29 protein-coding genes are annotated in these 23,231 nt (G+C 67.1%); 15 read left to right on the top strand and 14 right to left on the bottom strand.

Features of this window, described 5'->3' with window-relative positions:
- Positions 1-51: 51 nt before the first annotated feature.
- The 3 genes from EVJ50_RS02455 to EVJ50_RS02445 are packed head-to-tail and all read left to right on the top strand — an operon-like array spanning position 52 to position 3,481.
- Positions 52-702, top strand: coding sequence for a class I SAM-dependent methyltransferase (locus tag EVJ50_RS02455; protein WP_150884799.1), 651 nt, complete (start codon positions 52-54; stop codon positions 700-702).
- The gene (locus EVJ50_RS02450; protein ID WP_225323041.1) at positions 699-3,173 is read left to right on the top strand and encodes a type II CAAX prenyl endopeptidase Rce1 family protein; all 2,475 of its coding nucleotides are present in this window, start codon (positions 699-701) and stop codon (positions 3,171-3,173) included. The genes EVJ50_RS02455 and EVJ50_RS02450 overlap by 4 nt, the downstream gene beginning before the upstream one ends.
- Positions 3,174-3,220: 47 nt before the next feature.
- On the top strand, positions 3,221-3,481 hold the full coding sequence (locus tag EVJ50_RS02445) for a hypothetical protein (protein ID WP_150882200.1): 261 nt from the start codon (positions 3,221-3,223) through the stop codon (positions 3,479-3,481).
- A gap of 38 nt (positions 3,482-3,519) precedes the next feature.
- Here the strand turns inward: EVJ50_RS02445 and EVJ50_RS02440 are convergent, their stop codons facing one another.
- The 3 genes from EVJ50_RS02440 to EVJ50_RS02435 all read right to left on the bottom strand — a co-directional run bounded on the left by EVJ50_RS02440 (position 3,520) and on the right by EVJ50_RS02435 (position 4,619).
- A complete protein-coding gene (locus EVJ50_RS02440) occupies positions 3,520-3,876 on the bottom strand; it encodes a phenylpyruvate tautomerase MIF-related protein (RefSeq protein ID WP_150882199.1) in 357 nt (118 codons plus the stop codon).
- Positions 3,876-4,031 carry a hypothetical protein gene (locus EVJ50_RS14485; RefSeq protein WP_191964841.1) on the bottom strand — a complete coding sequence of 52 codons (156 nt, stop codon included), beginning with the start codon at positions 4,029-4,031 and terminating at the stop codon, positions 3,876-3,878. The genes EVJ50_RS02440 and EVJ50_RS14485 overlap by 1 nt, the downstream gene beginning before the upstream one ends.
- Before the next feature lie 174 nt (positions 4,032-4,205).
- A complete protein-coding gene (locus EVJ50_RS02435) occupies positions 4,206-4,619 on the bottom strand; it encodes a tellurite resistance TerB family protein (protein WP_150882198.1) in 414 nt (137 codons plus the stop codon).
- Positions 4,620-4,720: 101 nt separating this feature from the next.
- Here EVJ50_RS02435 and EVJ50_RS02430 point away from each other — a divergent pair, with 101 nt between their 5' ends.
- From EVJ50_RS02430 to fetB, 3 genes are read left to right on the top strand one after another with little or no spacing between them, the layout of a single operon-like run.
- A complete protein-coding gene (locus EVJ50_RS02430; RefSeq protein WP_150882197.1) occupies positions 4,721-4,993 on the top strand; it encodes a DUF6737 family protein in 273 nt (90 codons plus the stop codon).
- A complete protein-coding gene (locus EVJ50_RS02425) occupies positions 4,990-5,652 on the top strand; it encodes an ATP-binding cassette domain-containing protein (RefSeq protein WP_150882196.1) in 663 nt (220 codons plus the stop codon). Before EVJ50_RS02430 ends, EVJ50_RS02425 begins: the two co-directional genes overlap by 4 nt.
- Positions 5,649-6,509, top strand: a complete 861-nt coding sequence (gene fetB / locus EVJ50_RS02420; RefSeq protein WP_150882195.1) for an iron export ABC transporter permease subunit FetB — start codon at positions 5,649-5,651, stop codon at positions 6,507-6,509. The genes EVJ50_RS02425 and fetB overlap by 4 nt, the downstream gene beginning before the upstream one ends.
- On the opposite strand, the gene EVJ50_RS02415 is transcribed toward fetB, so the two are convergent.
- A complete protein-coding gene (locus EVJ50_RS02415) occupies positions 6,430-7,188 on the bottom strand; it encodes a triacylglycerol lipase (RefSeq protein ID WP_150882194.1) in 759 nt (252 codons plus the stop codon). The two genes, fetB and EVJ50_RS02415, sit on opposite strands and share 80 nt — an antisense overlap.
- A 102-nt stretch (positions 7,189-7,290) precedes the next feature.
- Here EVJ50_RS02415 and EVJ50_RS02410 point away from each other — a divergent pair, with 102 nt between their 5' ends.
- On the top strand, positions 7,291-7,563 hold the full coding sequence (locus tag EVJ50_RS02410; protein WP_150882193.1) for a hypothetical protein: 273 nt from the start codon (positions 7,291-7,293) through the stop codon (positions 7,561-7,563).
- A 51-nt stretch (positions 7,564-7,614) separates the two neighbouring features.
- On the top strand, positions 7,615-7,845 hold the full coding sequence (locus EVJ50_RS14480) for a hypothetical protein (protein WP_191964840.1): 231 nt from the start codon (positions 7,615-7,617) through the stop codon (positions 7,843-7,845).
- Positions 7,846-7,870: 25 nt separating this feature from the next.
- Here EVJ50_RS14480 and EVJ50_RS02400 read toward each other — a convergent pair whose 3' ends face one another.
- The gene (locus EVJ50_RS02400; protein ID WP_150882192.1) at positions 7,871-8,701 is read right to left on the bottom strand and encodes a DUF3598 family protein; all 831 of its coding nucleotides are present in this window, start codon (positions 8,699-8,701) and stop codon (positions 7,871-7,873) included.
- A gap of 285 nt (positions 8,702-8,986) precedes the next feature.
- Positions 8,987-9,880 carry an RNA polymerase sigma factor RpoD/SigA gene (locus EVJ50_RS02395; RefSeq protein ID WP_150884797.1) on the bottom strand — a complete coding sequence of 298 codons (894 nt, stop codon included), beginning with the start codon at positions 9,878-9,880 and terminating at the stop codon, positions 8,987-8,989.
- A 532-nt stretch (positions 9,881-10,412) separates the two neighbouring features.
- Between EVJ50_RS02395 and EVJ50_RS15310 the strand changes: the two genes are divergently transcribed.
- A complete protein-coding gene (locus EVJ50_RS15310; RefSeq protein WP_150882191.1) occupies positions 10,413-10,847 on the top strand; it encodes a type IV pilin protein in 435 nt (144 codons plus the stop codon).
- A gap of 54 nt (positions 10,848-10,901) precedes the next feature.
- Here EVJ50_RS15310 and EVJ50_RS02385 read toward each other — a convergent pair whose 3' ends face one another.
- The 3 genes from EVJ50_RS02385 to EVJ50_RS02375 all read right to left on the bottom strand — a co-directional run bounded on the left by EVJ50_RS02385 (position 10,902) and on the right by EVJ50_RS02375 (position 12,911).
- Entirely contained in the window at positions 10,902-11,150 is a 249-nt protein-coding gene (locus EVJ50_RS02385) for a chlorophyll a/b-binding protein (protein WP_150882190.1), read from the bottom strand.
- Between the two features lie 259 nt (positions 11,151-11,409).
- Positions 11,410-12,399, bottom strand: coding sequence for a glutathione S-transferase family protein (locus EVJ50_RS02380; protein ID WP_150882189.1), 990 nt, complete (start codon positions 12,397-12,399; stop codon positions 11,410-11,412).
- A gap of 53 nt (positions 12,400-12,452) precedes the next feature.
- The gene (locus EVJ50_RS02375) at positions 12,453-12,911 is read right to left on the bottom strand and encodes a DUF2721 domain-containing protein (RefSeq protein WP_150882188.1); all 459 of its coding nucleotides are present in this window, start codon (positions 12,909-12,911) and stop codon (positions 12,453-12,455) included.
- Positions 12,912-13,130: 219 nt separating this feature from the next.
- Between EVJ50_RS02375 and EVJ50_RS02370 the strand changes: the two genes are divergently transcribed.
- Genes EVJ50_RS02370 through EVJ50_RS02360 form a run of 3 tightly spaced genes read left to right on the top strand, consistent with a single transcriptional unit; the run spans position 13,131 to position 14,393 of the window.
- Positions 13,131-13,505 carry a VOC family protein gene (locus tag EVJ50_RS02370; protein WP_150882187.1) on the top strand — a complete coding sequence of 125 codons (375 nt, stop codon included), beginning with the start codon at positions 13,131-13,133 and terminating at the stop codon, positions 13,503-13,505.
- A 12-nt stretch (positions 13,506-13,517) separates the two neighbouring features.
- Positions 13,518-13,901, top strand: coding sequence for an MAPEG family protein (locus tag EVJ50_RS02365; protein ID WP_150882186.1), 384 nt, complete (start codon positions 13,518-13,520; stop codon positions 13,899-13,901).
- A 42-nt stretch (positions 13,902-13,943) separates the two neighbouring features.
- A complete protein-coding gene (locus EVJ50_RS02360; RefSeq protein WP_150882185.1) occupies positions 13,944-14,393 on the top strand; it encodes a hypothetical protein in 450 nt (149 codons plus the stop codon).
- A 28-nt stretch (positions 14,394-14,421) separates the two neighbouring features.
- Here EVJ50_RS02360 and EVJ50_RS14475 read toward each other — a convergent pair whose 3' ends face one another.
- Positions 14,422-14,571: a hypothetical protein gene (locus EVJ50_RS14475; protein WP_191964839.1), complete on the bottom strand. Its 150-nt coding sequence runs from the start codon at positions 14,569-14,571 to the stop codon at positions 14,422-14,424.
- 192 nt (positions 14,572-14,763) lie between these two features.
- Here EVJ50_RS14475 and EVJ50_RS02355 point away from each other — a divergent pair, with 192 nt between their 5' ends.
- Complete coding sequence (locus EVJ50_RS02355; protein WP_150882184.1) at positions 14,764-17,196, top strand: EAL domain-containing protein; 2,433 nt, start codon at positions 14,764-14,766, stop codon at positions 17,194-17,196.
- On the top strand, positions 17,193-18,488 hold the full coding sequence (locus EVJ50_RS02350; protein WP_225323040.1) for a PQQ-dependent sugar dehydrogenase: 1,296 nt from the start codon (positions 17,193-17,195) through the stop codon (positions 18,486-18,488). The genes EVJ50_RS02355 and EVJ50_RS02350 overlap by 4 nt, the downstream gene beginning before the upstream one ends.
- On the opposite strand, the gene EVJ50_RS02345 is transcribed toward EVJ50_RS02350, so the two are convergent.
- From EVJ50_RS02345 to EVJ50_RS02335, 3 genes are all read right to left on the bottom strand, one after another.
- Positions 18,419-19,621 (bottom strand): EAL domain-containing protein, encoded by a 1,203-nt coding sequence (locus tag EVJ50_RS02345; protein WP_191964838.1) that lies wholly within the window; start codon positions 19,619-19,621, stop codon positions 18,419-18,421. The genes EVJ50_RS02350 and EVJ50_RS02345 overlap by 70 nt on opposite strands.
- Positions 19,622-20,199: 578 nt before the next feature.
- Positions 20,200-20,460 carry a hypothetical protein gene (locus EVJ50_RS02340; protein WP_150882182.1) on the bottom strand — a complete coding sequence of 87 codons (261 nt, stop codon included), beginning with the start codon at positions 20,458-20,460 and terminating at the stop codon, positions 20,200-20,202.
- Positions 20,461-21,107: 647 nt separating this feature from the next.
- Complete coding sequence (locus EVJ50_RS02335) at positions 21,108-21,317, bottom strand: hypothetical protein (RefSeq protein WP_150882181.1); 210 nt, start codon at positions 21,315-21,317, stop codon at positions 21,108-21,110.
- 149 nt (positions 21,318-21,466) lie between these two features.
- Between EVJ50_RS02335 and EVJ50_RS02330 the strand changes: the two genes are divergently transcribed.
- A complete protein-coding gene (locus EVJ50_RS02330; protein ID WP_150882180.1) occupies positions 21,467-22,321 on the top strand; it encodes an MOSC domain-containing protein in 855 nt (284 codons plus the stop codon).
- Positions 22,322-22,351: 30 nt separating this feature from the next.
- Here the strand turns inward: EVJ50_RS02330 and EVJ50_RS02325 are convergent, their stop codons facing one another.
- Complete coding sequence (locus EVJ50_RS02325) at positions 22,352-23,098, bottom strand: sulfite exporter TauE/SafE family protein (protein WP_191964837.1); 747 nt, start codon at positions 23,096-23,098, stop codon at positions 22,352-22,354.
- Between the last annotated feature and the right edge of the window lie 133 nt (positions 23,099-23,231).

Genomic DNA, 23,231 nt, shown 5'->3' with positions numbered 1-23,231 from the left:
ACTCAGACCATGCCGCCGGCCACCAGGATGGAGGCCACCGTTCCGAGCGCCATGGTGGTGACCGTGCTCAGCGACGCCCAGCGCCGCAAGCTCGACGACAGCGATGACAGCCTCTTCTACGCCGAACCCCGCTTCGTGCAGCACCTGGACGGAGGCTTCCGCCAGCGGCTGACCGAGCTCTACAGGGAGCGGCTGCCACCCTGCGCCACCGTGCTCGATCTGATGAGCAGCTGGGTGAGCCACCTGCCCGACGACATTCGCTACGACCGGGTGATCGGCCATGGCCTCAACGAGCAGGAGCTGGCCGCCAACCCCCGGCTCGACCAGCGCTGGGTGCAGAACCTCAACCGGGATCAGACCCTGCCGCTGGACGATGGCAGCGTCGATGCAGCGCTGATCGTTGCCGGCTGGCAGTACCTGCAGCAACCTGAGGCCGTGGCCGCGGAACTGCTGCGGGTGGTGCGACCCCACGGCCAGCTGATCGTGGCCTTCAGCAACCGCATGTTCTTCACCAAGGCACCGCAGGTGTGGACCGATGGCGGCGACAGGGACCACCTGCTCACCATCAGCAGCGTCCTGATGGCCCAGGGCTGGCCCCGCCCACAGCTGCTGGCGGAGGACACCCGCGCTCCCGGACCGCTCGGCTGGATCGGCGGCAAGGGCGATCCCTTCTTCGCGGTGATCGCCGAGAGGCCTCAGTGAACCCGATCCGCCGATCCGCCCGCGCCGTTCTGCTGGCGTTGCTGGGACTGCTTCTCGCCGCAGCGCCCGCCGGGCTGGTCCCATCCATCACCACCCTGCCGCCGGCCAGGGGCGAGCCCTCAACGCAGACGCAGGGCACGCCGCAGGCTCCGCTCGCCAGCAGCAGCGACGCCCTCATCCGTCGCTCTCCCTGGAGCAGGCCGGAGGCTTATCCGATCGACCTCGAGCCTGCGGACGGTCTCTACCGGCCGCACGCAGCCTGGATGGGGCGACTGATCCTGCCTTCCGCCGGCGATGGCGGTGACTGGGTCTGGATTGAGCTGGAGCAGGCACCGGAACCCCACCGGGAGCTGGTGGGACAGACACTCAGGTTGGGCTGGGCGGACCAACCCGAGCTGGACCGCCTGGTGCGGGCCGTCACCACCGACATCCGCTTCGGCGAGAGCGCACGGCAGGCCCGGGAGGACCACAACGTGGTCCCCGATCGGCTCAATGGCCGGAGCGCCATCGGCCCGCTGCAGTCGCTGGCCGGAGCCCGCCCCGACGACGATGTGACTGTGGCCCTCGAGGGGGTGAGCGTCACCGCTGAAGGCCTTTCAATCGCGCTTCCGCCGGTGCAGATCACCGGCCGATGGGAGGGGCTGGTGCAGGTGCTCGAGCCCCTGCCGGCCGCGGGCGATGGCGACCTGTTCCGGGTCCGGCACTTCGAGGCAGGCAGCGGCGACTTCAGCGGACCCGAGGAGACCATCCGGATTCCGCAGTTGCCGCGCGATCGCTTCGGGCGACGGGTGATCGATCCCCTGGGCCTGGCCGCCTCACCGCTGAACCGGGAGGGCTGGTGGATCAACGGGGCACCAGCCGCCGATGGGATCTTCACCGTGCAGGCGATCGACCCCCGCGCTGTGACACTGGTGGAGGCCGGCCGGACGATCGAGGGGAAGGGCGCTGCGCTGCGTTACATCCACCGCGACAACTGGGATCCCCGACGCCGCCAGCGGGGTCGGGCCGACAGCACGGAGCTGCATCCAGGCCACCGACCCGACTGGAAAGAGGGCGACCGGGGCCTGCTGATGCACAGCTTCGGTGGAATCGGCGGCGTCGATGGGGAACGATCGCCGGCCTGGACCGTGAGCGGGCATTTCGCCTTCGGCGAGGCAGAAGTGGTCCGCGATCCCCTCAGTCGGGATCTGCGCTTTCAGATCACCTACCACCAGATCTATGCCAACAACCCCAACGGCATCGTCTCCGGCAGCCAGGACCGGTCGACCTACGCCGGAGATCTCCGGCGCGGCTGGGTGGGATTGCGGCCCATCTCGGATGCGCTCGTCCCGCTTCCGGACCAGGCCCTGGATGCCCTGGCTCTGCAGACCGAGCTGATCAGTGCCCGCTACCGCAGCGGTGACGGCGGCGGGGTGGCCCTGGTGACCCCGGCCACCTCCTGCGTTCAGGACTCGAGCCAGGCTCTCTGGATCGCCCTGAACAGTGCCGACGGACCGGTCGGCTCCCTGGGAGAGGCCCTCAATGACCTGCTGACGCCCTTCGGCACCGCCCGCAGCGACTGGCGCCGCAACGCCGATGTCACGCGGCTGGCCAGAACGGGCGAGCCAGGGTCTGTGGCGGAATCCGGCCTTGGCCTCAGTGCCGGCACAGGACGCTGGCAGGGGGAGGCGGACACCGGCTGGAGTGCGGGCTTCCAGAGCAGCCAGCGGCTGCTCGACGCCCTGCTCAGCCTGCGCTCGATGCTGCCGCGCCGGGCCTTCGATGCCTACGCCGCCACCTTCCTTCAGCACGGTCTGCCGCTGCGGCTTCTCAACACCGACCAGATCCCGGGCCGGGATCCCCGCCTGGACCCGGTGCCGGCCACGGGAGTGCTGGGCGGCCTGCGGCCGGTCGGCGAAGCGCTGCGACGGCTCTCCGATGCCCTGATCCCGCCGCTGCGGCGTGGCTCGATCGGGCCGTCGCTGCTGGTGCTCGGCTTCTATGCCGCCGTGGCGATCCCGATCGGCCGCACCAGCGGCTTCCTGATCCCCCCTCAGCCGGGAGCCAGCGGTGAGGCGCGCTCGCGGAGCCGTCTCCTGCTGCCACTCCGGGCGCTGCAGCTGCTGATCACACCCGCTCTGCTGGAGGAGGTGCTGTTCCGCGGGCTGCTCCTGCCCCATCCCCTGGAGGGGTTGAGTCCCTGGCGGATGGCGGCCTGGATCGCTCTGAGCACGGGCCTGTTCGTGCTCTACCACCCGCTGGCCGGCCGGCTCTGGTACCGGCCGGGCCGCACGCTCTTCCGCGATCCCCGCTTCCTGACCCAGGCCACGCTGCTGGGGCTGGCCTGCTCGCTGGCCTACGGGCTCAGCGGCTCCCTGCTGCCCGCGGTGCTGATCCACTGGCTGGCGGTGCTGATCTGGCTCGAGGCTCTCGGTGGCGCGGCGAGGCTGCATCCGCAGTCACCGCTCCCGGAGCGCAGGGCCGCGCCGTGACCGGCGGGGATCGAACGCCAGAATCGTTCCCCATCGCGCCGGTTCCGATGCTCCTTCCCGTGCCCCTGCCGCTACCGCTGCCCTGCCCGATCAGCGCGGCGACCATCGCCGGCCTCAAAGCCACGGTGCTGCTGCTGCTCACCCTGCTGATCAAGGCGCAGGTGCAGATCAAGGTGGCCTCGGCGATCGGCCTGCTGCTGCTGGCGCTCCAGACCCTGCTCTTCCTGGCGGCAGCCGGCACCCTCACCCTGGCGGCCGCAGGAGGCGTGGCCTACGGCGTCAGCCGCCAGCAGAGCGCCACGGCCTGATCGGTCGTGCACTCCGCTGCCGGCCTCAGGGGCCCCGCTCAGCCGAAGGTGCTGCCGTTCCAGCCCCAGAGATGCCCCTGAGCCGGAGTGAAGGCGATGTAGGTGCGGTCGGCCGGAACGCCCAGATGCTGCTCCACCAGAGCGCAGAAGGCGGCACTGATCCGGCTCGTCTGCTCCGGCTTCAGCTGGCCCACGCTCGCCACTTCCATGTAGCACGTGGGCTGGCTGGCATCACCGCCGAAGCCCATGGTGAGGCCCGTCTCCAGCAGGGTCATCACGTAGCGCTCAGGCTTGCCGAGCAGGCTGGCCGCGCTGGAGGAAAGAGCCCCCTGGAGGGCAGCGAGCACATCCGTCGTGGGGGCGGGGGCGGAGGTGTGGAGACGAACCAGGGGCATCAGTCGGCCGCCGTGAGCAGCTCAGCGCCGGTGATGCGCAGCAGGTCGAGATTTGCCTGGGGATCCCACTGCATCAGGCGCAACACCACGCTGCGATAGTCGCTGTCGTCGAGCTGGCCATTGGCTTCCCAGCTCAGACACTGAACCGAAACCATCGGCAACGTTTCAGAGAGCATGGGTGGGCAGGTCGTGACGTCGGTCGCGTCAGTGTGCAACCGTGCACCCCTGGATTCGGTGTGCTCACTCACACTTTTGGTTAAGAGATTCTGAAGCGCCCTGGCATCTGCTCCACGAGGCGGTATCCACCCAGGCTGGTGAGCCACGAGGGCTCAGAGGGGGATGTCCTCCAGGCTGGTGTGCAGCACATCCATCACTTCGATGATCGCCCGGGTCTGCTGGGTCTCCAGGCCGAGCAACTGGGAGAGCCGGCCCAGGATGCGCTCTTCCTCCTCCTCCAGGCTGCCGTCCGAGCGCATGATCTCCGCCGCCGTGGCGAAGGCGGTCTGCCGGAGGTGAGCGGGCAGCTCACGCGAGGCCTCCGCCATCAGGGCCTCGGGTCCCATCTCCCGCAGGGAGACGAGGAGCCCATCCATGAGTGACACCATCCGGCCATCGCTCCAGGAGGAGTAAGGCTGGCGGTAGTCGAGAACGTGGCGCAGGGAGCGCGAGCCCGCCTTGGTGAGCCGGCCGTCCCAGGAGACGGCCGCCAGGGCGATGGCCGCGAAAGCTGTTGGACGATCCATCCACTCGGGCATGAAGGGCATCCTTCTCGCCCGCGGCCCGCACCGTGCGCTGTGCGCGTCGCCACCAAGCGGGCAGGATGAGCCCAGTGCCGGCGGCCCGCATGAGCGCTCCCTCACAGGATCAGCCTTCTGCCGCCCCTGCCGGCACCGGATCGGGGACCGATGGCGGCTTCTGGAGCCACAAGCCCTGGTGGTGCCAGCCCTGGACCCTCCTGCTCACCGGCTCCGCGATGATCGCGGGGTCCTGGCTGCTGCTGCACCGGATCTGGCTCTCCAGCCTGGTGGGTCTGGCCGTGCTGGGCTGGTGGACCCTCTTTCTCGTGCTGGCTCCCATCGTGCACGAGCAGGGAACCCTGCGTGGGCCGGACGCGTGATCCTGGAAGCCCGCAATCTCAGCTGCCGGCTGGCGGGAGCCTGGCTGTGGCATGGGCTGAACCTGGATCTTCGCGCGGGTGAGCGGGTCGGGCTGATCGGTCCCTCCGGCAGCGGCAAGACGCTGCTGCTGCGTCAGGTGGCCCGTCTCGAGCGGCTGCAGAGCGGCACGCTCCAGCTGGCGCAACGGTCGCCGGAGCAGTGGGGCCTGCAGGAGTGGCGCTCCCGCGTGAGCTACGTGCCCCAGCAACCGGTGGCACTGGGCGGCACGGTGGCCGATGACCTGCGCCAGCCCTTCCGCTATGCCGTGCACCGCCACCGCGGCTGGCCGCAGCGACGCCTGGAGCAGTGGCTGCGGCACCTGGGGCGCCCCGAGTCCTTCCTGGAGCGCCGCACGGAGCATCTCTCCGGCGGTGAACGTCAGCTGCTCGGCCTACTGCGGGCGCTGCAGCTCGATCCGGCCGTGCTTCTGCTGGATGAACCCTCGGCCTCCCTGGATCAGGCCACCTGTCACCGTCTGGAGCAGTTGCTGCTGGCCTGGCAGACGGGCGGCGAGCGCGCGCTGCTGATCGTGAGCCACGACCCGCGTCAGATCCGCCGGCTGTGCGGGCGGGTGCAGCCACTGCCCGCCGCGTCGTCGGCGGCCGCGATGACGCGATGAGCGGTTGGCTCCTGGGCACAGCCGCCGCAGGCGGCTCCGGAGCGATCCCGATCGGCCCCCTACAGCTGGTTGGAGCCGCCAGCCTGATCCTGGTGAACGTGGGCCTCTCGGCCCTGCTGCAACTCGGGCTGGCCAGGGGGCTGGTCACCGCCTCCCTGCGCATGGTGGTGCAGCTGCTACTCACCGGAACCGCCCTGGGCTGGGTGTTCCGGCAGGACAGCCCCGGCGTGATTCTGCTGCTGGCGCTGCTGATGGGCAGCGTGGCGGGCCACTCGGCCGTGAGCCGCACCCGCCAGCGCTTCCCGGGCATTCACCTGAGCAGCATGGTGTCGGTGCTCACGAGCGCCGCACTGGTCACGGGCGTGGCCGTGGGCGGCATCCTCCGTCCGGCCCCCTGGTACGACCCCCAGTACCTGATTCCTCTGCTGGGCATGGTGCTGGGCAACACCCTCAACGGCATCTCCCTGGGGCTCGACACCCTCATGGGAGGCCTGCAGGAGGGGCGGCATCGCATCGAGCAGGCTCTGGCGGTGGGGGCCGGTCGCTGGGAGGCCTCCGCGTCGGTGGTGCGGGAGGCCGTGCGGGTGGCCATGGTGCCCACGATCAACGCCATGACCGTGATGGGGGTGGTGAGCCTGCCGGGAATGATGACCGGCCAGATCCTGGAGGGAGCCCTGCCCGCCGCAGCGGTGCGCTACCAGATCGTGATCATGTTCATGATCGCGGCAGCCACAGCGCTGGGCGTCGTGGCCGTGGTGGTGCTGGGATTTCTGCAGCTCAGCCACGCCGACGGCCGCCTTCGCCTGGAGCGGCTGCAGCCGGCGGATCGGCCAGGACGAAGGGCCACCACTGGCTGAGGCGCTCGGGCGAGCCATACCAGTGATCGCCGAACAGGCGCCCATGGGCCGTGTCCTCGAGCACCAGCTGGCGGGAGTCCGCCAGCAGAGCCGAGGCGACCGGAACCAGGCCATCCCCCTCCATCCCGTCGGCAGCGTCGCCGGCAATGGTGCGGTACGAGCGCCGCGCCCCCCGGCGGGAAAGTGCGCTCGCGGAGCTCCCCTCCAGATTCAGACGACCGGCGACGGAGACGTAATCCACCTGATCGGCAAAGGGACATCCCGGATAGCGACGGTCCACCAGGGCGCGCAGGGGGGTGGCTCGCACCGCCTGATGGGGCCCGCCCAGCATCACCAGTCGGTTGCAGCGGCGGCGGCCGTCGTAGACCCGGCCGGCGAAGGGCTCCGGCCCCAGGAACAACCGCAGCATCACCGCCCCGGAGCTGTGGCCGATCAGGGTGATGCGGCCACTGGGGGAGCGGGCCTGCAACCGGCGAACGGCGTCATCGACCCGATCAAGCAGCCGGCGCCATCCGATGGCCCACACCGTGAGCAGCCAGTCCGCCCGGCTCACGGGCACCACCTCCACCTCCACCCCCTGGCGATCGCGCAGCCCATCGGCCATCGGCCCGTAGGCCTCCGACGCGATCAGAAACCCACCCAGGATCAGCACCGGCTGAGCGGCAGTGGGCTGGGTCATGGCTCGCCGGAGGGTGCCTCCGCGCAATCTATGGAGCAGCCGACATCCGGGCCGCCGTTTCGCCGGTAGTGAATCAGCAGAGCAACCTCAGGCGATTCAGCCATGCCCAACGCCAGCACGAGCACAGCCCGCGGCGCGATCAACCGGCTGCGCAGCCAGCGGAACGCGCTGGCCGGCACGCTCAACAGCGCCCTGCGGGGCCTCGACGACGCCGAGCGGATCTGCCCCAGGGACTGCCGGGCCGAGCTGGAGCACGAAAAGGCTCTGGTCCTGGAGGCCTACCGCACCCTGCTGCAGCCGGGACTGCCCAGCCTGTCGCTCCAGCGCCGCGACCGGGATCATCAGGCACTCGAGCAGGCCCTGGCCGGCGGCTGACAGGCTCCGCCATCACGCCGACCATGGGAGGAGGCCGCATCTGGAGGTCGCATGCCGCTGCACCTGTCGTTCCTCGTGACCGGACTGATCAGCGTGGTGATGCTGGCAGCGTCATCAGCCGGCGCCGGGAGCCACCGCTACGGTCTGCCGCCGGGCTACCGGATGCAGCAGCAGCAGATCCAGCACCAGGAGCTGCAGCTGCGCCGGCTGCAGCGCCAGCAGCGGCTGCAGCGCCACCAGCGCCGGTTCTCGCCCGATGCTCTGCACAATCCACGGCCATGAGCCGACGGCTGACGGCTGCGGCTGATCAGCCGACCCGCCGCAGCACGGCATGGCTGGAGTGGAGCCATTCGCCACGGTCGTTGTAGGTGCGGATCAACCGCTGCAGCACACCCGGCTCACTAAGCCAACCGACCGACAGGCTGAAGCCATCGCGGTGGCTCACCTGCCCGGGCACATCGCTGAGGCCGCCATCGGCCATCAGATGCCAGGCGCTGGGCCGCTCGCCCTCGAACGCCACGCCATGGCTGGTCACCCTCCCCTGGCGGCATCGCCGCTGGCCGTCCTCCTCCTCAACGACCGTGATGCCGTCAGAGCCCTCCCGGCGCACCTGAAGGCTGCAGGATTGCGTCTCCGGCTCCGGCCAGTCGGCCGCGATGCGTTCCCGCTCCCCCTGCCAGTCACCGACCAGCGCCTCCAGCTTGAGCGGGGGCCGCTCCTGTCCGTCGCTGCCGGCAAGAACCTCACGGATCAGCACATGGCGGTCGAACCGGCCCGCCTCGTCGAACAGCTGCACCAGACGCAGGCGACGGTCTGATGTGAGGAACCCGTATTCGGCGCCGAAGGGCGTGATGGGCGCCACCTGTTCATTGCCCTTGCAGAAGCAGCCACTGGAGAAGAACACCACCTGGCGACCCAGGGCGCGGTAGTCCTGCCGGTTATCGCTGACGACCGGCGAGTCGAACGTGTCGTCGGCGTGGCGCACCAGTCGGAAGTGCACCAGGTCACGATCGGGGTTGGCCTCGAGCGTCAGCACCGAGGCCGTTTTCGACACCGGCTCGCCCTCGCCATTCAGGGTGGTGAAGGACCCCCTCCACTCACCCAGATTGCGGAGGAAGTTCTCCCATTTGCTGCCCACGGTGCGCCCTTTCAACAAGCCGTCGCGAAGCTAGGAAGCCGTAACGATCGGCACGGGCGGGAAGCCGCCACGCAGGAGGGTGTCAGACCCGACTCGGGGGGGTGGCGGCGTAACCCTGCGCCATCTGAGGTGCCGCTTCGACCGGCGGCAGGCTTTTGAACTGGAACAGAGACTGGGCGCTGATCAACAGACCCGTGGCTCCTGCAAGCGCCACGACAAGACGAAGAGGAGCACTGGCAGTCATCGACGCGGGGCGGCGGTGCCGGATCGGAACGTGGCGAGACGTTAGGCGGATTTCCGGCAGACGGCCCTGCTGGGCGGGGCTGCGGAGTCGTTGCCGCTGGCCATGTGATCCCGCAGCCGGTTGAGCGCGCGCCGTTTGGTGGCAGACACCGCGGCTGAGGAACAGCCCAGCTCGCGCGCCATCTCCCGCAGCGGACGGTCCTCGAAGACCACTCCCCGGATCACCTGCCGCTCCCGGACAGTGAGGGGCTTGAGGGCCAGTTCGGTGATGGTGGGGTCCAGGCCCGGTTCCCGCCGGGCATCGGGCTGCAGCTCCAGCAGGGTGCTGCCTTCACCGCCGTGGAGCCGCACATCGCCACTGGTGGTGCGCAGGGCGGCGGCCCCGAGCACGCCCCGCAGGCGATCCGGGCTGAGGGCCATCGCCTCCGCCAGTTCACTGCGGCTGGGGAGGCGCCCCCGTTCCTGAAGGCTGCTGCGGCGGATCGCCGACGCCTTCTGAATCAGCTGGGACACCTGCAGCGGCAGACGGATCAGACGGCCCTGCTCGGCCAGGCACCGGCCCATCGCCTCGCGAATCCACCAGGTGGCGTAGGTGGAGAAGCGGTAGCCCTTCTCCGGATCGAAACGGTCGGCAGCGCGGGCCAGACCGATGTTCCCTTCCTGGATCAGATCCGAGAAGCTCAACCCCAGCCGTGCAGCTCCGTCGCGGTAGGAGCGGGCGAGGGCCACCACCAACCGCAGGTTGGCCGTGATCATCCGATCGCGGGCCCGGCGGCCGCGGCGCCGGCAGGGCCCATCCGGGTCGGCGGAACGGCGCCAGAGCTGGATGCGCCGGCCGAGTTCGATCTCCTCAGCGGTGGTGAGGCGGGAGATGGAACCGATGGAGCCCATGTAGGCCGTCAGTCCACTGGTGGGAACACGGGAAGGGGTGGCCATGGAAGGGATCGCTGCGGGGGCAGGTCGGCTGATGGAGTCAGCATCTGCCGGCCCTGATGGATCCGCCGTGATGCCGATCAGGAGTGATTGTGAGGTTGATCACATCCCCGTTGTCCCGCCTGGCGGGGGTGAACTGAACCCGTCAATCTCGCGCTGAGGAGGACTGAGCGCGCATCAGCACAGATCGGCCTGAAGGAGGGATGCTTGCCTCTCGCTGCCGGCCATGGCTCTGTCGAACCCTCTGGTGGCGAGTGTGCTGCCCGGAGCTGATCAGCCAAGACGTCGCTGTATCACACAGCCCGGATGATTCTGTTTCTGAGGTGGGCGCGTGCTGCTCCCGCTGGCCTCCAAGTAGTCCAGTATGCGTGATTTCTACGATCTCGCTGATCCCATCCAGATGGAACCAGCAGAGGAGCAATCATGATTTGAGGAAAGCCATTGGCCAGATACACGAGGGCAGATCCTGCGTCTTGACAGCGTCGAGATTCATTATTAATATAGAGCCGTGATATCACTGCTCTGGAGCTGCACCATGAGTGGTCTGCAAGACATTGCTGATTCCGAGTCGCATCAGCGGGGATTCACCCTCGTTGAGGTGATCGTGACCGTGGCCATCCTGGGAGTGCTGAGCGCCGTATCCATCCCGATGTTTCTCGGAGTTCGTGATCGGTCTGATCGAACAGCCAAAGTGGCTGAAGCCGTGGCCGTCGCCCGCGAGTGCGTTGCCGCCAATCAGGAAACACGGGATGGACCAGGGGTGACCCTGCTGAATCCGCGCAACGGCAGAGAAAGAGTGTGCGGAGGGGCGCAGCAGGGACGACGTGGGCGACGAGTCAACTTTCGGTCGAAGCGCTTTTCGTCCAGGGGGCCTGTCAAATGCCTGGACTCAACCTTTGCCAATGCCGGAAGCGTGGTCGTTCGGGTTGAGAGGGATAACAGCTTGCGCTGCATCCGTCGCAACCGTTGAACCGGGTGAACCACCACGCCGGCAGTGGACTCCGCGGATGACCCCCGAGACGGCTCAGAAGCAGAACGGGAGCATGGACGTGCGGCAGGCCGCGTAGCCGTCAACGAGCGCCCCAAGACCGATCTGATGGGCGATACCCATTCCGGTCAGGCCCTCCACCACCACGCCGATCACCAGACCGAGCATCGCAGCTCGCCCGTTGAAGCGCTCGGCCCGACGCAGCTGCTCGGCGTGGGAAGCACGGGTGTCAGCCACAGACGCGGCCTGAGGAGTGGAGGAACGCTCAGAGAAGGAGGCTGCCATCGGGTCAAGGAATCTTTACGTACCGTAACACTGATACGGTTGTAGTGCGCATCCCTGTGAGAAACCTCACAGGTGGACCTGAGAGGGATCACGGACCAACCCCCCAGGGCGGGGCGACGGTGTGTCGTGATCAGCCGCAACAGGCCCACCCATGGATCCCCTCAGCCTCTTTCTGGTGTCCAGCTTTGGCTTCTCCCTGCTCTGCGGCTGCCTGCTGGGCGTGGATGACCGGAGCGTGTCCAGCACACCACCATCGCGATCAGGTCATCGTTGAGAGGGCCTCACGGCCATGGGGGGCGCCGTAGTCGATCTCGGGGCCCACGGGCACGACGCCGGTGGGGTTGATCGTGTGATGGCTCTCGTAGTAATGCCGCTTGATGTGATTGAGATTCACCGTGGCTGCCACGCCGGGGTGCTGATAGAGATCGCGGGTGTAGGCGAACAGGGCCGGGTAGTCGGCGATGCGACGCAGGTTGCACTTGAAGTGCCCCACATACACCGGATCAAACCGCAGCAGGGTGGTGAACAGGCGCACGTCCGCTTCCGTCAGCTCGGACCCCAGCAGGTAACGCTGCGCGGTGAGTCGCTGCTCCAGCTGATCCAGGCTGTCGAACAGCGGCGTGAGGGCCTCTTCGTAGGCCGCCTGAGTAGTGGCGAAGCCACAGCGGTAGACACCGTTGTTGATGGTCGGATACACCACATCGTTCACGGCATCGATCGCTGAGCGCATCGCAGCCGGGTAGTAGTTGCCCTCACGCGCGCCCAGGCCGTCGAAGGCACTGTTGAACATGCGGATGATCTCGGAGGATTCGTTGCTCACGATCGTGCGGGTCTGCTTGTCCCAGAGCACCGGCACGGTCACGCGGCCGCTGTAGGTGGCCTCCGCACGGGTGTAGAGCTGATGCAGCATCTCCACCCCCTCGTTGGGATCGGGAATCACACCCTCGCCATCGGCGAAGGTCCAGCCGTCCTTGCCCATGTACCAGTGCACCACGGAGATGGGGATCAGATCGTTCAGCCCCTTGAGGGCGCGCACGATCAGTGTGCGGTGCGCCCAGGGACAGGCCAGCGACACGTAGAGGTGGTAGCGGCCTGCCTCGGCCGCGAAGCCGCCCCGGCCGGTCGGCCCGGGGGAGCCATCCGCGGTGAGCCAGTTGCGGAAGACGGCCCTGGAGCGCTCGAAGCGGCCGCCCGTGCTGCTGGTGTCGTACCACTGATCCGTCCAGACCCCGTCGACAAGCAGTCCCATCGGTTTGATCCCGCGTTTCTGCGACGGTACAAACGCGGTGGGTCCGGCGTGCGTCAGTAATAGCGATGCGGGTTCTGGCGAATCGCCATCTGCACCTCCAGCAGAAAGAGCACCAGACCGGAAATCAGCGACAGCATCGCCAGCACGAACACCGGAACCACGATCACCGCCAGGTCCAGGGCCGCCACGGCGCTGATGAACAGCACCGCCACCACGCCGGCCACCAGCAGAGCGGTGATCCCGGTGCAGAGGATGGCCCGGTTGATCAGAAACGTGCGGCGCCGCTGCACCTGCAGGGCGGCCTCCATCCGGGCCCGATCCACCACCTCGGGGCGGTCCAGAGCGTTCTGCAGGTTTCTGGCGCGATCGACGATGCGCGTCAGGCGTCCGGTGAAGAGGTTCAGAAGGCCGGCGATGCCGGTGAGCAGGAACACCGGAGCCACCGAGAGCTGAATCGCGCGGGCGAGTCCGGCCACCGACGAAGGCTGTGTCACCGCGGCCGCTGCGCTCACGGGCAAGCTAACCGCAGGCTCCCGGTGTGAGCAGGATCACGGCTGGGGGCGGTGTCGATCACAGCTCTGGTGGTGCTCACGGGTTGACGATGCCCTTGGTGCAGCAGACAGCTCCATGGATCCGATCACACTCGTTCTTGGCTTCGGCTTCGGCATGTCGGTGCTCAGCCTGCTGCTCTGAACGCCATAGCCTGAACCCATCCTTGATCGGATCGGTCCATGCCCGGCAACCCCGTCAGCTGGTTTGAACTCGGCGTGAGCGACATGGCCAGGGCCCGCCGCTTTTACGAAACGGTGCTGGGAGTGAGCCTCACCAACATGCCCACCGAGGAGGTGCCGGACTACTGGGCCTTCCCGATGCGGGACGATCAGGTGGGCGCGGGTGGTGCCCTGACCCTGATGCCCCAGATGCCACCGGGGCCTGGAGGAACGCTGGTCTACTTCCAGTGCGACGACTGCTCCGTTGAGGAGGGACGGGTCGAACCGGCAGGAGGCAGGGTGCTGCGCAGCAAGCGCCGGGTGGGTCACTACGGCTGCATCGCCATCTGCGAGGACACCGAGGGCAATCCCTTCGGGCTGTACTCACAGGCCTGACAGCGGAACCTCATGATCTGGCCTCTCTTCGCCGCAGCCATCGCCCTGCTGTTCGTGGTGCTGAGCCTGCGCACGATCCGCCTGCGCAACCGCTTCCGGGTGGCCCTCGGCGACGGCGATCGGGTCGACCTGCAGCGGGCGATCCGGGCCCATGCCAACTGTGCTGAATACGCGCCGTTCGGCCTGCTGCTGCTGATGGCCTGTGAGCAACTGGGAGCGGCCACCGCAGTGCTGCTGGTGGATGGCGCCCTGCTGCTGATCGGCCGGGTGGTGCATGCGCTGGCGGTCTCCAGGCGGGCGGAGCGCATCCGCCAGAGGGTGGTCGGCATGGCCTGCACCTTCGCCAGCCTGCTGCTGAGCAGCGGCCTCATCCTCCTGCTCAGCCTCAGCCCCTGAAGCGCCGGCTACGGTCAGCCCAGCAACAGGAGGGGCAGCAGGATGAATCAGCTGGTTGTTGTGGGCTTTGCCGGGCGTCACCGGGCCGATGAGGTGATGCTGGACGCTCTCAAGGCCAACAACGACGCCCTGGCCTTCCTCGAAGACGCGGTGGTGGTGACCCGCGACCGATCAGGCAAGCTGCGCATCAAGCCCTATGCCGACATCATCGGCGCCATCACCGGCCATCGCACCCGGCTCTGGGGTGAACTGATCAGCACCATCCACGAGAAGGACGACAAGACCGCCCTGGGCAGGGTGGGCATCAACCTGACGACCTGCCAGGCCATCGACGCCCTGATGCAGCCGGACAGTTCCCTGATCTACCTGCTGCTCAGCCGAGCGGATTTCAGTGAGCTGCAAGAGCGGGTGCATGACCTGGGCGGCAGGGTGATCCTGGCCTCACTGATCGATGCCGAAGACCGGCATGTGGCGGACCTGCTGGCCCTCTGAATCGGGGCAGGCGGCTGGGAAGGGTCCCTCAGGCGTGCAGCAGGGCGATGCGTTTGGCGTGGTGGTCCTTGAGCAGCCCGGCCGTGACACGGAGCGCTTCGCTGCGGTCGTGACAGAGCGCGTAGGGCTGCTTGTCGAGGTAGACGACGTGGAGATTGGGCTGGCGGGAGATGACCATGACTCAAGCCCTTCAGGTTCTCTTCAGATTTAGCGCGGCGTGGGTCCCGGCGCCTCACAGCGGTCGGCCGAGGAGGCCGCTGAGCAGCCAGACCACGGCTGTCAGAGCCGAAACGGAGATCTAGCCTGAGCAGGAGGCAGTCCGCCGCGCGACCGACACCGTCAGGCCGCGCCGTGCAACCGAATCATCGTCATGCAGGACCGGGCCGAGGTCTACAGCGATTCATTGCAGGAGGCGGAGCATCGCTTCCGCCGCTTCGCGAACGGCATCCCGGGGGCCATTTTTCAATATGTGCTCAATACCGACGGTACGGACACCGTCAGCTACATGAGCAAGGGCTGCATCGATCTCTGGGAGATTCCCGCCAGCGATGTGGTGGACGATGCCTCCGCGCTGTCGAGCCAGGTGCTGGCCGACGATGTGAAGGGGCTCGCCGAGTCGGTGCAGCGATCGGCCGACACGCTGGAGTTCTGGAGACACGAGTGGCGCATGCGCACCCCCTCGGGGCAGATCAAATGGGTCAGCGGCACCGGCACACCCAGGCGCCTGGCGGATGGTGGCACCGCCTGGGACAGCGTGATCATCGATGTGACCCGGGAACGGCAGGACCAGCTGGCGCTCAACCAGTTCTTCGAGCAGGCCAACACGCTCAACCTGATCACCGACCTCGACTGGCGCATCCAGCGCGCCAATCCGGCCTGGGCCCGGGTGCTGGGGCTGCAGCCCGCGGCGTTGCTCGGCCGTGCGGCCACCGACCTGATCGATCCCATCGACCGGACGCTGTTCCTTGAGCGGTTCCGCAGCTGCCAGCGCGAGGGGACCACGATGGAGCTGGACTGTCGGGTCAGGGACGCGGGCGGGGCCCTGCATCAGTTGACCTGGTCAGCGGAGGCCCGAGTCGAGCACGACCTGATCTTCATCGTGGCCAGGGATGTGACTCGGGCCCGCCAGGATCAGCGCCGCCTGCAGCAGGCCGCTGCCGTGTTCGAATCCACCGCCGAAGGGGTGATCATCACCGATCTCAACGGCAGCATCCTGGATGTGAACGACGCCTTCTCCAGAGTGACCGGCTACAGCCGGGAGGAGGTGATCGGCCGCAATCCCAACCTGCTGCGATCCGGTCGTCACGACGCCCGCTTCTACGAGGCCATGTGGCAGGAGGTGCAGCAGCAGGGCCACTGGCATGGTGAGATCTGGAACCGCTCCAAAGACGGCGCCATCTTTCCTGAACTGCTGACCATCAGCACCGTTGTGGATGAGGCTGAGCAGCCCAGCGGCTATGTGGGCGTGTTCTCGGACATCAGCCTGCTCAAACAGCACCAGGAGCGGCTGAATCATCTGGCGCACCACGATCCCCTCACCGATCTGCCGAATCGCACGCTGTTCACCTCGCGGCTGCAGCACAGCATCGAGCGATGCCGTCGCGCCGGCAGCAGCCTGGCGGTGCTGTTCATCGATCTCGACCGCTTCAAGCACATCAACGACAGCCTGGGCCACAGCACCGGCGATGAGCTGCTGATCGAGATCACCGCCCGCATCCGTCAGCGGGTCCGCGCCAGTGACACCCTGGCCCGGATCAGCGGCGATGAATTCGTGGTGCTGCTGGAGAACGTCAGCTCTCGTGAGGCGGCCAGAGCTGTGGTGGACGATCTGCTGGCGGCCTTTCAACACCCCTACACGGTGAATGGGATCTCGATCAGCATCACCGCGAGCATGGGGCTGAGCTTCTATCCGGCCGACGGGGCAGACGTGTCCAGCCTGCTGGCCAATGCCGATGCGGCGATGTACAAGGCGAAGGATGAAGGCCGCAACACCGTGCTCTTCTATTCCTCCGAGTTCACGGCCGAGGCATTTGAGCATGTGTTTCTCGAAACGGGGCTCAAGCAGGCGCTGGATCGGCAGGAACTGTTCCTCGTCTATCAACCCCAGTTCGATCTGCAGTCGCGGCGGGTCAGCGGCATGGAAGCCCTGCTGCGCTGGCGCCATCCCCAGAACGGTGTGATCGCACCGTCGCGCTTCATCCCCTTCGCCGAGCGGAGCGGCCTGATCCGCCCCATCGGTCGGTGGGTGCTGGAACAGGCCTGCCGGGATGGCAGAGCCTGGCTGGAGGCCGGGCTGGCGATCGGACACATGGCCGTGAATGTGGCCACACCGGAGCTGCTGCGCAGCAGCTTCGCCGAGGACCTGGCGATGGTGGTCTCCGCCACGGGATTTCCGGCCGATCAGCTGGAGATCGAGATCACGGAATCATCAATCATGAAACAGCCCGACCGCAGCATCGCCCAGCTGGATCAGGTGCGTGCAACCGGGGTGATGGTCTCCGTGGATGACTTCGGAACCGGCTATTCATCCCTTGGCATGCTGAAGAAGCTACCGATCAATCGCCTGAAGCTTGATCAATCCTTCGTGCGCGACCTGCCCGATGATCCGGACGACATCGCCATCGCCGAAGCGATCATCTCCCTGGGCCATGCCATGAATCTCGAGATCATCGCCGAAGGAATCGAGCGCACTGAGCAGGAAGCCTTTCTCCGGCAGCGCGGTTGCCACTTGGGCCAGGGGCACTGGTTCAGCCGCCCCCTCCCCGCTGAGGCCATCCCTGAGTTCATGGCGAGCCACCGGTGACTCGGAGCTGGCACAGAGGCGCCGGCCTGCTGATGCTGCTGGCGGCCCTCACGGCCGCGCCGGCCTGCAGCCGCCCGGCAGGCGTCGAGTTGCTGCCGGTCCCCTACACACCGTCCGACGCCCGGACCGCTCCCGCGGACGCTGCATCGCTGCAGGCGGAGGTGATCGTCAGCGGACTTCGGCATCCCTGGAGCATGAGCTGGCTGCCGGACGGGGCCCTCCTGATCAGCGAGCGTGACGGGGCGTTGAAGCTGTTCCGGCACGGGCAGGCCACGCCCGAGCTGGTGAGTGGCGTGCCCGAGGTCTTCGCGTCGGGCCAGGGCGGCCTCCTGGAGGTCGCCGTGCATCCGCAGTTCGAGCGCAACGGCTGGATCTACCTCACCTACGCCGCGGGCGACACCGAACGGAACCGCACCACCCTGGCCCGGGCCCGCCTCGAGGGCACGCGGCTGATCGAACCGGAGGTGCTCTACGCAGTGCCGCAGTGGAAGCGGGGCAGCCAGCATTTCGGATCGAGGCTGCTCTGGCTGGAGGACGGCACCCTGCTGATGTCGGTGGGGGACGGGGGCAATCCGCCCCTGACGCTGGATGGGGCACTGATCCGTGAGCAGGCCCAGAACCAGGGCAGCGCCCTGGGCAAACTGCTGCGCCTGCGCGACGACGGCTCGATTCCCGCCGACAACCCACTGGTGGGAGACGCGGGGGCCGAGCCGACGGTCTGGAGCCTCGGGCACCGCAACATCCAGGGGCTGGCCCGTGATGCCGGCGCAGGAGCCATCTGGGCGAGTGAACACGGCGCCCTCGGAGGTGACGAGCTCAACCGGGTCGGCCCGGGCGGCAACCATGGCTGGCCCCTGGTGACCCACAGCCGGGAGTACTCGGGAGCCGAGATCACACCCCGGCGATCAGCGCCGGGCCTGCAGGATCCGCAGCACGTCTGGACCCCGGCCATCGCACCATCGGGACTGGCGGTTCACGGTGGCGGCATGACGCGGGCCTGGCGGGGCGACCTGTTCGCCGGCGGGCTGGTGTCACGGGATGTGCGTCACCTGCGCCGCCTGAGTGATGGGAGTGTGGTCGAGTTGGGCGCCCTGCGGATCGGGCAGCGGGTTCGTGATGTGCGGGAGGGACCGGACGGATGCCTCTACGTGCTCACCGACAGCGGCCACGACGGACGCCTGCTGCGGTTGGTTGCGGGCGGAGACGTCGCCGGGGAGGCGGATCAGGAGACAGCGACCGAAGCGCGGTGCCAGGCCTCGAACTCAGCGGGGAAAAGCGGCTTGGAGACATAGAAGCCCTGCACCACATCGACGCCCGCATCGATGGCGATCTGGTAATCGGCATCGGATTCCAGATTCTGGGCAACAGCGAGTTTGCTGGCATCGCGGACCGCCGTCACGAAGCGCCGGGTGGATTGCATCAGCGAATGCGACAGTGTTCCCGATTGGGCCAGTCTGAAATCGATGCGGTACTCATCGAACACCACGCGCGAGAGACGCGAGAGCATGAAGTCGTTCGGGATGATGATCGGGCAGAGGGCTGAGAGCAGAAAGCCGTCGTCGTGCAGATCGCTCAGTGTTTTCTGCTGCACCGGTACCAGGCTCCGGTCGGGCGGCAGCGATTCGATGTGGAGGATGATGTCGGATGGCTTCACCGACGCGTCCTCCAGCAGCGTCATCAGCGCTTCGACCGTTTCCTTGCCGTGCAGCATCGGGGCGGGCATCTTCACGCACAGGCGCAGGGACAGGCCCTTGGCGTGCCAGTCAGCCAGTTGCTTCACGGCACGGGCCAGCACCTGATCATTGATGGCGGGCAACAGGCCGCAGCGCTCGGCGATGGGAAGCACGGTGACCGGAGGCTGAATGGCGCCACTGGGATCACGCCAGCGCAGGAAGGCCTCCACGGCCCGCAGTTTGCCCCCCTTGCTGAACAGCTGGGGCTGGAAGGCCACAGCCACGGCATCGGAGCGAAGGCCCTGCCGGATCTGCGCTGCATCGAGGGGAACCGGTGGGGCGGCGACGGGCGTGAAGGAGGGCACCGGAGGCGGAGCCGGATGCAGCAGACCGTTCAGCTGCTGATCGGTGAAGGGTGCGGGCAGTGAGCCGAGAACCTGCATGTCGCAGGAGTGGCAGAGGCTCATCACGGCGCCGAGATCCGCGTCCGGGTCCGGAGTGAGCAGGCCCAGATCGGGGCATCGGCTCTGGCCGGCCAGAGACCGCAGCAGCGGATCGAGATCGAGATCGGTGGTGGCAGGGTCGATCAGGAGCAGATCCCAGCCCTTCGGGAGCTTGCGCAGCACGTCCTCGGCGCGACGGGCGTAGCCATGGCGGGCCACAAACGCACAGCGCCTCAGGGTCGTGTCGATCTGCTTGGAGAGGGGCCCGTCGTCCACCAGGACGAGAACGTTGAATCTCCTTCCAGCCATGGTCGGGTGCTCGGGGTCAGCGGATGGGGCGTGGGGATGGGATGGGGTCCGCGCAGGGCGCTCACACCCGGCTGAGAACTCCATTCTGCCTGCCGGAGCCCACGGCATCCGGGACCGGATCGGGCCGGACGAGCGCGGCAATGTCAATAACGTTTGTAAAGATGGTTGCGGTCCTTCATGAATCCATCGTCAGCCCGGGTTTTGCGGCTGTCATGATGAAAAGAGAGACGCATCAGAGGAACTCAGGCGTCGCTGAATCAACCTCCAGACTGCTGATCAGCTTCGGAGGGATGTGAACAGCGCGCACGTTCGGATCATGCGTCGAACCCAGCGCCATTGATCCGGCCGCTGAGTCATCTGAACCTCAGGCTGTACAGGCCGGATTCGGTCCTGGAGGCCGAGGTGATCGGCTGTTCGTTGCTTCGGAGGTTGAGATCGTGATGATGGTCTTCACGATGTTTGTGACCATCTGCCTGGTGGTTGCCGTCTGCCTGTTGGCAGCACGTCCCGCTCCGGTGGATTCATGAGCGTGCGGCTGGCCGCCCCAGCCGCACGCTCATGAATCCGGTGATCGGTGATCAGGCTGCTCGCGTGGCCTGCCTGGATCGACCGAGAGAGAAGACAAAATCCTTGAGCTCATCACTGGAGCCCATGAACACGCACTCCGGTGCCGTGAAGCCGGCGCGGGCATGGCCAGGAGTGGGGCGCGCCACCACAACGCTGTAAGTGGTGCAGCCATCGCCACGGTGGGCATCGATGTGCACCAGGGCGAGCTTCGGTGGATGTCCCGGACGATGCATGCCGTAGCGGGCAGCGAGTGTTTCAGCCAGGTAGGGCATGGGGGCCACCTCAGCGAGGGAAGAAGCAAGACCCTGTCAGGGTCTGAGCACATTTCTGTCCTACGCCTTTTCGGAGGGCTCAAACATGAAGGCTTTCGGGAGAGTTGATTCACTCTCGGCCTTTCGCTGCTGGCGCACGGACTGAGATCTAGCCGTGCCAGCCGTCCCAGTGATGCCGGTCTCGATCGCGGGCACTTCCGACCACGAAGGACGGGCGACTGGGTGGATCCGGCAGGGAGGGAGCGGCCGGACCTCCGCTCGCCGCCTCGGCGGCCTTCCTGGCCATCAGCTGGTGGCGAGCCGCAGCGAGATGATCTCTGTGCTGCCGGCGCTTGCGCAGAGGGCTCGTCTGCAGTCTTTTCGTCTCAACATCGGCGGCTGAGATAGCAGCCTCAGAGGCCGGCTCCCATTCACCGCACCAGTCGAAGGGGGAGGTCTGCGGCTGCAGCCAGATCACATGCGGATTGGTCTGACCGGCCTGGTAGTCATGCGCCACGAGCACGGGCGGTCGTCTGCGGCAGTGGGACTGGCCGTTTCTGCCGTCTTTCTCCTGCCAGAACCGACAGTTGCAGCACTGTTCAGTCATCGTGCGCACCCTCTCCCCCTAGTGCTAGCCGCGGACCGGGATGGAAGCCAGGAGGGTGTGGTCAATCGGAACGACGATCGCTTCCCTCGATCGTCTCCAGGGCAGCCAGGTGGTTGTCGATGCACTCCTGGGCGCGAAAGAGGGCTTCCTCTTCGTTCTCCTCCCGGCCGCAGCCGATCTGTTCGCCATCGGCGGGGAAGAAGGCGGCCCACTGCCCGGACGCATTGCCGGTGATCTGGCCGCCGTGATAGGGACGGATGGGCTCGGTCATCTGAAACAGCCTGAGCTGGGGTTTCACCACCCTGACGGAAAGAGCGCCATGACGTGGTGTTTGTGGCTGGATCGATGATTCGGTCCAGACCGTTCCTCTCCCACCACTCCGCGCTGGAGACTGATGCACGGACGACGACGAAGCATCCGATGACCGCACCGGAACCGGGCGCCCTGGTGGGACACATTCGCGGGCTGTGGCGCTACCCGGTGAAATCCATGCTCGGGGAACGGCGGCAGAGCCTGGATCTGGACGCACGTGGGGTACAAGGTGATCGGAGCTATGCCCTCTGGGATCCGGAGGCCCGACGGGTCGCCAGCGCCAAGAATCCCCGACCCTGGGCTGGGTTGCTTGAGTACCGGGCGCGCTTCCTTGAAGAACCCGCCCCCGGCACGCCACTTCCGCCAGTGGCGGTGGAAGGCCCGCTGGGACAGGCCCCGGATGCCACAGAAATGCTGACGAGCGAGGACCCCAAGCTCGCAGAACGTCTCAGCGCACGGTTCGGACGAGCCGTGCAGTTGATCCACCAGCCGCCGAAGGGGGCAAGCCTGGATCAGTACTGGCCCCCGGTCGAAGGACGAGCCCACCAGAACGTGACGAATGAGCTCGTGCTGCCGGAGGGCACTTTCTTCGATGCCTGCGCCATCCATGCGATCAGCACCGCCACCCTCAGGCGCCTTCGGGAGCTCGAACCCGACCATGACTTCGCTGTGGAACGCTTCCGCCCCAATCTCCTGATCGAGCCCACGGTCAGCGAGAGCGGCTTCGTGGAGGAAGGCTGGGAAGGGGGTGTGCTGAGGATCGGGGCAACCGCCCGGCTGCATGTGGATGGTGGATGTCCGCGCTGCGTGATCACAACCCTCGCGCAGGGAGATCTGGTCGAGAATCTTGAGATCCTTCGCGCGACGGCTCGACACAACCGGGTCACGGCTGGAATCCGTCTGAGCGTGCTCACGCCGGGCCCGATGGTCATGAACGATCCGGTGCACTGGGAGCCGACGTGAGCCAGCCAGGCACACCAGTGCTGCGCGGCATCAGAACCGAACGGCCAGCAGTTTCACGCTGGCGACAAGAAGCACGAGCGCCAGGAGCCGGCGAATCCAGCGGGGCGGGATCGCGTGGCTGCCGCACCAGGCCCCGAAAGCCCCGCAGACCATCACCACGAGAGCCATGGGAACCAGGCTGGCTGGGGAGGGAAGGAGCTCGGGACCCTGCCGGACCAGCAGCCCGGCCAGACCGGACAGGGAGTTGACGAGGATGAACACCGCTGAAATGGCTCCGGCCTGACGCGGCGACAGCCAGCCCCTCAGGATCATCCAGGGAGTGAGAAAGATGCCTCCACCGGTACCGGTGAGGCCAGCCATGAAACCGAGCCCGGCGCCGGTGACGCTCACCACGGCGATCGGCGGAACCCCGCGCAAGGGACGGTCCAATGCTGGGTTCCAACACAGGCGCACGGCGGACAGGAGGAGGATGATCCCGAGTAGGGGCTGGAGCGCCCTGTTGGGAAGAGCGATCGCTCCGCCCAGGGCGGCAGCGGGGATGGATGCAAGAAGCAGCGGTGGCAGAAGACCGGGACGAAGGTGGCCGGCTCGATGGAAATGAAGCGTGGCGAGGCTGGCCACCAGCACATTGAGCACCAGGGCGATGGGTCTGATCGCGCTGCCCTCATAGCCGGCGAGGGCGAACACAGCGATGTAACCGGAGGCTCCGGCATGGCCGACAGTGGCATACAGCCCGGCCACACATCCCAGGCCCATCAATAGCCAGGCCAGAGTCATGAAAAGAGGTCACTGACAGGATTCCAGACAGAATGCATGGTCGCGCGATCAGTCGAATCGATTATCAGATCGCCGTGGAGCATCAGGAACAGCAGTGCACATCGCTGTCCCGGGGGCGCTTCTCGAGCTCAGG

Origin of the sequence: Synechococcus sp. RSCCF101 (assembly GCF_008807075.1) — a bacterium.
In the GTDB taxonomy this organism is placed as follows: domain Bacteria; phylum Cyanobacteriota; class Cyanobacteriia; order PCC-6307; family Cyanobiaceae; genus RSCCF101.
The sequence above is the reverse complement of the archived record's forward strand: the minus strand, read 5'-3'. Positions and strand labels throughout refer to the sequence as shown.

Excerpts from the sequence above, each read along its gene's own strand:
- EVJ50_RS02455 (WP_150884799.1), top strand. The coding sequence starts at position 52 with ATGGTGGTGACCGTGCTCAGCGACGCCCAGCGCCGCAAGCTCGACGAC.
- EVJ50_RS02445 (WP_150882200.1), top strand. The coding sequence starts at position 3,221 with ATGCTCCTTCCCGTGCCCCTGCCGCTACCGCTGCCCTGCCCGATCAGC.
- EVJ50_RS02440 (WP_150882199.1), bottom strand. The coding sequence starts at position 3,876 with ATGCCCCTGGTTCGTCTCCACACCTCCGCCCCCGCCCCCACGACGGAT.
- EVJ50_RS14485 (WP_191964841.1), bottom strand. The coding sequence starts at position 4,031 with ATGGTTTCGGTTCAGTGTCTGAGCTGGGAAGCCAATGGCCAGCTCGAC.
- EVJ50_RS02435 (WP_150882198.1), bottom strand. The coding sequence starts at position 4,619 with ATGGATCGTCCAACAGCTTTCGCGGCCATCGCCCTGGCGGCCGTCTCC.
- EVJ50_RS02430 (WP_150882197.1), top strand. The coding sequence starts at position 4,721 with ATGAGCGCTCCCTCACAGGATCAGCCTTCTGCCGCCCCTGCCGGCACC.
- fetB (WP_150882195.1), top strand. The coding sequence starts at position 5,649 with ATGAGCGGTTGGCTCCTGGGCACAGCCGCCGCAGGCGGCTCCGGAGCG.
- EVJ50_RS02415 (WP_150882194.1), bottom strand. The coding sequence starts at position 7,188 with ATGACCCAGCCCACTGCCGCTCAGCCGGTGCTGATCCTGGGTGGGTTT.
- EVJ50_RS02410 (WP_150882193.1), top strand. The coding sequence starts at position 7,291 with ATGCCCAACGCCAGCACGAGCACAGCCCGCGGCGCGATCAACCGGCTG.
- EVJ50_RS14480 (WP_191964840.1), top strand. The coding sequence starts at position 7,615 with ATGCCGCTGCACCTGTCGTTCCTCGTGACCGGACTGATCAGCGTGGTG.
- EVJ50_RS02395 (WP_150884797.1), bottom strand. The coding sequence starts at position 9,880 with ATGGCCACCCCTTCCCGTGTTCCCACCAGTGGACTGACGGCCTACATG.
- EVJ50_RS15310 (WP_150882191.1), top strand. The coding sequence starts at position 10,413 with ATGAGTGGTCTGCAAGACATTGCTGATTCCGAGTCGCATCAGCGGGGA.
- EVJ50_RS02385 (WP_150882190.1), bottom strand. The coding sequence starts at position 11,150 with ATGGCAGCCTCCTTCTCTGAGCGTTCCTCCACTCCTCAGGCCGCGTCT.
- EVJ50_RS02380 (WP_150882189.1), bottom strand. The coding sequence starts at position 12,399 with ATGGGACTGCTTGTCGACGGGGTCTGGACGGATCAGTGGTACGACACC.
- EVJ50_RS02370 (WP_150882187.1), top strand. The coding sequence starts at position 13,131 with ATGCCCGGCAACCCCGTCAGCTGGTTTGAACTCGGCGTGAGCGACATG.
- EVJ50_RS02365 (WP_150882186.1), top strand. The coding sequence starts at position 13,518 with ATGATCTGGCCTCTCTTCGCCGCAGCCATCGCCCTGCTGTTCGTGGTG.
- EVJ50_RS02360 (WP_150882185.1), top strand. The coding sequence starts at position 13,944 with ATGAATCAGCTGGTTGTTGTGGGCTTTGCCGGGCGTCACCGGGCCGAT.
- EVJ50_RS14475 (WP_191964839.1), bottom strand. The coding sequence starts at position 14,571 with ATGGTCATCTCCCGCCAGCCCAATCTCCACGTCGTCTACCTCGACAAG.
- EVJ50_RS02355 (WP_150882184.1), top strand. The coding sequence starts at position 14,764 with ATGCAGGACCGGGCCGAGGTCTACAGCGATTCATTGCAGGAGGCGGAG.
- EVJ50_RS02345 (WP_191964838.1), bottom strand. The coding sequence starts at position 19,621 with ATGGCTGGAAGGAGATTCAACGTTCTCGTCCTGGTGGACGACGGGCCC.
- EVJ50_RS02340 (WP_150882182.1), bottom strand. The coding sequence starts at position 20,460 with ATGCCCTACCTGGCTGAAACACTCGCTGCCCGCTACGGCATGCATCGT.
- EVJ50_RS02335 (WP_150882181.1), bottom strand. The coding sequence starts at position 21,317 with ATGACCGAGCCCATCCGTCCCTATCACGGCGGCCAGATCACCGGCAAT.
- EVJ50_RS02330 (WP_150882180.1), top strand. The coding sequence starts at position 21,467 with ATGACCGCACCGGAACCGGGCGCCCTGGTGGGACACATTCGCGGGCTG.
- EVJ50_RS02325 (WP_191964837.1), bottom strand. The coding sequence starts at position 23,098 with ATGACTCTGGCCTGGCTATTGATGGGCCTGGGATGTGTGGCCGGGCTG.